Origin of the sequence: Streptomyces sp. NPDC059740 (genome assembly GCF_042733155.1) — a bacterium.
Taxonomy (GTDB): domain Bacteria; phylum Actinomycetota; class Actinomycetes; order Streptomycetales; family Streptomycetaceae; genus Streptomyces.
This window is the reverse complement of sequence record NZ_JBHWGP010000084.1, coordinates 1-5879: the sequence shown is the minus strand read 5'-3', so window position 1 is coordinate 5879 and position 5879 is coordinate 1. Positions and strand designations below refer to the sequence as shown.

At 74.9% G+C, this 5879-nt stretch carries 4 protein-coding genes; 3 read left to right on the top strand and 1 reads right to left on the bottom strand.

From position 1 onward, the window contains the following. Positions 1-117 precede the first annotated feature (117 nt). From ACFV3R_RS34395 to ACFV3R_RS34385, 3 genes are all read left to right on the top strand, one after another. Positions 118-2397 (top strand): phage holin family protein, encoded by a 2280-nt coding sequence (locus tag ACFV3R_RS34395; protein ID WP_385591449.1) that lies wholly within the window; start codon positions 118-120, stop codon positions 2395-2397. Between the two features lie 99 nt (positions 2398-2496). Beyond that, entirely contained in the window at positions 2497-3948 is a 1452-nt protein-coding gene (locus tag ACFV3R_RS34390; RefSeq protein WP_385591447.1) for an amino acid permease, read from the top strand. Positions 3949-4060: 112 nt separating this feature from the next. Beyond that, positions 4061-4369: a 4a-hydroxytetrahydrobiopterin dehydratase gene (locus tag ACFV3R_RS34385; protein WP_385591445.1), complete on the top strand. Its 309-nt coding sequence runs from the start codon at positions 4061-4063 to the stop codon at positions 4367-4369. 34 nt (positions 4370-4403) lie between these two features. Here ACFV3R_RS34385 and ACFV3R_RS34380 read toward each other — a convergent pair whose 3' ends face one another. Then, positions 4404-5363 (bottom strand): YihY/virulence factor BrkB family protein, encoded by a 960-nt coding sequence (locus ACFV3R_RS34380; protein ID WP_385591443.1) that lies wholly within the window; start codon positions 5361-5363, stop codon positions 4404-4406. Positions 5364-5879 lie beyond the last annotated feature (516 nt).

The window sequence follows — 5879 nt, the reverse complement described above, 5'->3', positions numbered from 1 at the left end:
GGACATGTGGTGATCCCGGGCCGCCACCACCCCGTCCCCACCAACCGGGGGTGCTCACGGTGAGAGGACTCCCGTGCTCGTCGGGTGGTCGCCGCGGTGGGCTGGGAGGTGAGGACGGTGCGCGGACTGCGAGGACGAGGACGCGCGGTGGGCGTCGCCGCCCTGCGGGTTCTGGTGGTGTGGGCCGTCTCCACCCTCACGATGCTCGCGCTGGCCGCCGTCCTGCCCGACTTCAGCCTCCAGTCGCCCGGCGGGGACAGCGTGACCCGCACCGCCGTGAGCGCCGCCGTGGGCGCCGGTGCCTTCGGCCTGCTCTCGGCGCTGGTCTGGCCCCTGGTGGTGCGCGCCTTCCTCCTGGTCCCGGCGCTGCTGCTGGGCCTGACGGTCTTCTTCCTCAACGGCTCGCTGCTGGTACTCGCCCTCGCCCTCATCCCCAGTGGCCGGGGGCAGGCGGCGCCCCAGACGGCGGTGGTGGTCGCCGCCGTGATGTCCGCGGCCTCCTCGGCCACCTCCACCCTGCTCGCCGTACGGGACGACGCGGGGTACGGCCACCGCCTGGTACGGCTGGCCGGCCGCCGCGCAAGGCGGCGGCAGCACCACCGTTCGGACGGGCCCGGCACGGTCTTCGTCCAGCTCGACGGTCTCGGCCACGCCGTGCTCCAGGAGGCGACCCGCGGACCGGACCCCGTCATGCCGACCGTCGCGGCGTGGCTGGCGAAGACGCACCGGCTCACCCCCTGGCGCACCGGCTGGTCCAGCCAGACCGGCGCCAGCCAGCTCGGCATCCTGCACGGCACCACCGAGGACGTCCCCGCCTTCCGCTGGTACGAGAAGGAGACGGGGCGCGTGGTGGTCAGCAACCGGCCCAGCGGCGCTGCCGAACTGCAGCGCCGCGCGGTGCGCCGCAGTGGCGACGGCGGCCTGCTGGCCCTCGACGGGGCCTCCCGCGGGAACCTCTTCAGCGGCGGCGCCGACCAGCTCGCCCTGGTGATGTCGGTGGCCGGCCGCCGTGACCGCTACCACCGCTCCCGGGCCGGCTACTTCGCCTACTTCTGCGACCCCGCCAACGCCACCCGCACAGCGCTCTCCTTCCTCACCGAGGTGGGACGGGAGGTGTTCCAGTCACTGCGGGCCCGCGGCCGCAAGGAGCGCCCGCGGGTGGGGCGGGGCGGGCTCTACCCCCTCATCCGGGCGTTCGCGACGGTCGTCGAGCGGGACGTGGTGGTCGCCGCCGTCATCGGCGACGTGCTGGCGGGCCGCACCGCCGTCTACGCCGACCTCGTCGCCTACGACGAGGTCGCCCACCACAGCGGTCCCCGCCACCGCGACACCCGCCAGGTGCTGCGCCGCCTCGACCGCTGCGTGCGGCTCATCGCCGACGCCGCGGCGCACGCCCCCCGCCCGTACCGGGTGGTGCTGCTCTCCGACCACGGGCAGAGCTTCGGCGAGACCTTCGCCGGCCGCTTCGGGCTGGAACTGGGCGACCTGGTGCGGGCCGGGTGCGGGCTGCCGGTGCCGCGCCGTGCCCGCCGCACCCGCAGTGGCGCAGAGGCCCGCGAGGCGGCGCGGGCGGCGCTGAAGCGGCCCGAGGAGAGCGACGGCCGGGAGCCCTCCGCGCCCATCGTCCTGGCCTCCGGCAACCTCGGCCTGATCTCCTTCCCCGACCTGCCGGGCCGGGCGACCCGGGAGGACATCGAGCGCCGCCACCCCTCGCTGCTGGCGACGCTGGCCGACCACCCGGGCGTCGGCTTCCTGCTGGTCCGCTCCGCCGAGCACGGTGCCGTGGTGCTCGGCCACGGCGGGGCCGAGCACCACCTGGACAGCGGGCTGGTGGTGGGGGAGGACCCGCTCGCCCCCTTCGGCCCCGGCGCTGCGGACGTGGTGCGCCGGGCGGCGACCTTCCCCCACGCACCCGACGTCATGGTCAACTCGGTGTGCGACCCCGTGACGGGCGAGGTGCACGCCTTCGAGGAGCAGATCGGCTCCCACGGGGGCCTGGGAGGCGAGCAGAGCCGCCCCTTCCTGCTGTGGCCGCGCCTGCTGTCCGAACCGGTGCCGGCCGGGGAGACGCTGCGGGGTGCCGAGGCGGTACACGCGGTGTTCCGGCGCTGGCTGCGCGAGGCCGCGGGGCCCGAGGTGCCGCTGGGCGGGAGCGGACCGGTGCACGGCGGGCAGAGGGCGCCGGCGGAGTCCGAGAGGACCGGGGCGGGCGGCGGTGCGGTCCCGGGCCAGGGCCGGGGCGAGCCCGAGCCGGGCCCCGCGGCCGGCCCGGGCGGCCGGAACGAGCCGACGGCAACGAATGTGTCCCGGGCCATGGCGGAAAATCGCCTATCGGGAGAGGATGCCACCGCAGTAATTTCCGTCTCGGAGGGCACTGCGCCGGACAACAGCCGATGATTTTGCGCCTCCGCCCACATCGCGGACCATAGGCATCCGCTCGGTGACCGACATCTCGGTGTCACCGGGCTCCAGCACGTCGAGAGGCCCCCCACCACCATGCAAGACCGGCACACGCGCCGCTTCGGACTGGGGACCGCCACAAGCCTGGTGATGGGCAACATCATCGGTGGCGGCATCTTCCTGCTCCCGGCATCCGTCGCCCCCTACGGAACGGTCAGCCTGCTCGCCTTCGGCGTCCTGACCGTCGGCTCGATCGCGCTCGCCCTGGTCTTCGGCCGCCTCGCCCGGCGCCATCCGGACACCGGCGGCCCCTACGTCTACGCACGGGAGGCGTTCGGGGACTTCGCCGGCTTCCTCTCGGCGTGGAGCTACTGGACGATGACGTGGGTGAGCAACGCGGCCCTCGCGGTGGCCGCCGTCGGCTACGTCCGCGTCCTGATACCGGGTCACGAGTCCACCGGCGCGGACATCCTGGTGGCGCTGGTCGCCCTGTGGCTGCCGGCCGTGTCCAACTTCGCCGGCACCCGCTACGTCGGCGCGGTGCAGATCGTCTCCACGGTCCTGAAGTTCGTACCCCTGCTGTTCGTCGCCGTCATGGGGCTGTTCTTCTTCGACCCGCACAACCTCGGCGGCTTCAACGAGGGCGGCGGCAGCGCCGTCGGCGGCCTCTCGGCGGCGGCGGCGATCCTGCTCTACAGCTACGTCGGCGTCGAGTCGGCCTCGGTCAGCGCCGGCGAGGTCCGCGATCCGGGCCGCAACGTGGGGCGCGCCACCGTGCTGGGCACCGTCGGTGCGGCGGTGGTCTACCTGCTCGGAACTGTCTCGGTCTTCGGCACCGTCCCCCACGACCGGCTCGCCAAGTCCCAGGCGCCCTTCTCCGATGCCATCGACGCGATGTTCGGCGGCCACTGGGGCGGCACCCTGATCGCCGCCGCCGCGGTGATCTCCATCGTGGGCGCGCTGAACGGCTGGACGCTGATGAGCGCGCAGTCCCCGTACGCCGCGGCGGGGGACCGGCTGTTCCCGAAGATGTTCCTGACCAAGCGGCGCGGGGTGCCCACCGTCGGCGTGCTGACCTCGTCGCTGCTGGCCAGCGCCCTCATCGTCATCAACTACCTCGGCGGCTCCGACAAGGTCTTCGAGACGCTGGTGCTCATCACCACCTTCTCGGCCACCGTGCCCTACCTGCTGGCCGCCGGCGCGCAGGTCTACTTCCTGCTCACCGGGGAGGGCGAGCGGGTGCACACCGGCCGGTTCGTCCGGGACCTGGTGCTGGCGCTGGTCGCCTTCGGCTTCACCTTCTGGCTGGTCGCCGGGGCCGGCTACGCGGCCATCTACCAGGGCGTGCTCTTCCTCTTCGCCGGCATCCTGGTCTACGTGATCATGGCGGCCAGGCGCACCCGGGCCGGGGCCGTGGTGCCGGCCACCGAGGACGGGCAGCCGGACGCGGTGGCTGCCCCTGCCCAGGAGCCGGGGGAGCCGGTCGCCGCCGCCCCTGCCGCCGGTCCGACGCCCACCGCCACGGCGGCCACCGCCGACGAGGGGTGACGGCCGCCGGGACGGGGTGACGCGGACGCCGCCGGGTGCCCGGGGAGAGCTCGGGGAAGAATGGGGACCCGGGCCGGCCCCGGCCCGGCGAACCGAGAGGGAGACGGCAGCGATGTACGAACGTCCCGACCTGCTGAGCGCCGAGGAGACCGAGGCCCGGTTGGTGCAGCTGCCCGGGTGGTCCGTCGAGGACGGCAGGCTGACCCGCAGCTACACCTTCGACCAGCACCTGCAGGCCGCGGCGATGGTGATCCACGTGGCGCAGATCCAGCAGGAACTGGACCACCACTCCGACCTCACCCTCGGCTACCACTCGCTGGTGCTCGCCGTGAACACGCACAGCGTGGGCGGTCTGACGGAGCTGGACTTCCGCCTCGCCCACCGGGTGGAGACCATCGCCCCGGGCCACGGCGCCCGCTGAGCCCGGTCGCACCCGCCCGGCCCGGGGCGGGACCTCAGCCCCGGGGCGGGGCCGCCCCCCGCGCCCGGCGCAGCTCCAGGTTGAACTGGGCGCCGGAGAGCAGCGACAAGTGGGAGAACCACAGCCAGATCAGGAAGACCAGCGGTCCGGCCAGTGAGCCGTAGAGCCTGTTGAAGGTGCCGACGTAGGACACGTAGGCGGTGAAGAGCGCCGAGGCGACCAGCCACATCACCACGGCCACCACGCCACCGGGGGCGGCCCTGCGCACCCCCCGGCCCTCCTTCGGCCCCGACCGGAAGAGCACCATCACCAGCACCGCCGCCAGGCACAGCAGCAGCGGCCACTTGACCAGTGTCCAGGCGTCCTCCCCGGCCGCGTCGAGCCCCACGGCCCTGGCCACCGCACGCGCGAGCGGGCCGCTCACCAGCAGCGCCACCGCGCTGGTGATCAGCAGGAGCAGCAGCACCACCGCGGTCACCAGGATGCGGGGCACCTTGCGCCAGGGCGGCTTGTCGTCGCGGACGCCGTTCATGGCGTGCAGCGCCCGCCGGAAGACGGCCAGGTAGCTGCACGAGGACCACACCGCGCTGACGGTCGCACCGCCGACCAGCACCCAGGCCGCCGTGTGCTGGTCCGCCATGGTCGTCAGCGCCCGGCGAACGGTCTGCCCGGACTCGGCCGGGACGATCGAGCTGAGCTGGGCGATGAGGTCCCCGGTCGCCCCCGGATCGGCGAGGCCGATGAGGGAGACCGTCACGATCAGGGCGGGCAGCAGCGCCAGTACGGAGTAGTAGGTCAGGCTGGCCGCCCAGTCGGAGACGTCCTCGGCCCACACCGACACCGGGGTCCGGCGCAGCGCCACCCGCCAGTGCCGCCAGGTGAGCGCCTCGCCGGCAACCGGGCCGGCTTCGCCGTGCGCACCTGCGGCGCCCTCCGCCCCGTCGGCCGGGTCCGCTGCTCCGGCCGCGGCCGGTGACGAGGTCCCAGCCGTCATCGCCGGCCACCCGCTCCGGGCCGGCCGGCGCGGAACAGCAGCCTCCCGGCGACCGTCCGCGTACCGTTCCGCTTCCACAACCACCCGTCTCCGTCTCTCCGGTACGCACCCGCGGCCCGGTCGGCGACCCTGCCGCCGGCGCACCGCTCGTCCAGCGGTCACCTTTCCCCTGCCCCACCGGAGGTCCGCCACGCCGACAGCCGAGGCGGAAGGCGGGCGGGGCCCCCGGGGGCGTCGGCCGGCCGGCGGACGGGGAGCGGGACCCGTGAAGCCGCGGCACCGACGGTGCGGGCCGGCCGCTTCCCGGCAGGTGCGAGGCGAGGACCGCGAGGCCTTCGCACGTCAGCCTACGTGCAGGTGACAGGGGCCCCGGACGCGCCTCGGCCGCCGGCCCCGGGGCAGGCCCCGGCCCGCCCCGGTGGCCCGCGCCGGGGTGCGGGGGGGGGGGGGGCCCCCCAGCCCCCAGTCGCACGCCTCGGCGGGGGTGTAGGCGGGTGCGGGGGGGGGGGGGGCCCC

Bases quoted from the DNA above. Each gene is read 5' to 3' on its own strand.
- ACFV3R_RS34385 (WP_385591445.1), top strand. From the start codon at position 4,061: ATGTACGAACGTCCCGACCTGCTGAGCGCCGAGGAGACCGAGGCCCGG.
- ACFV3R_RS34390 (WP_385591447.1), top strand. From the start codon at position 2,497: ATGCAAGACCGGCACACGCGCCGCTTCGGACTGGGGACCGCCACAAGC.
- ACFV3R_RS34380 (WP_385591443.1), bottom strand. From the start codon at position 5,363: ATGACGGCTGGGACCTCGTCACCGGCCGCGGCCGGAGCAGCGGACCCG.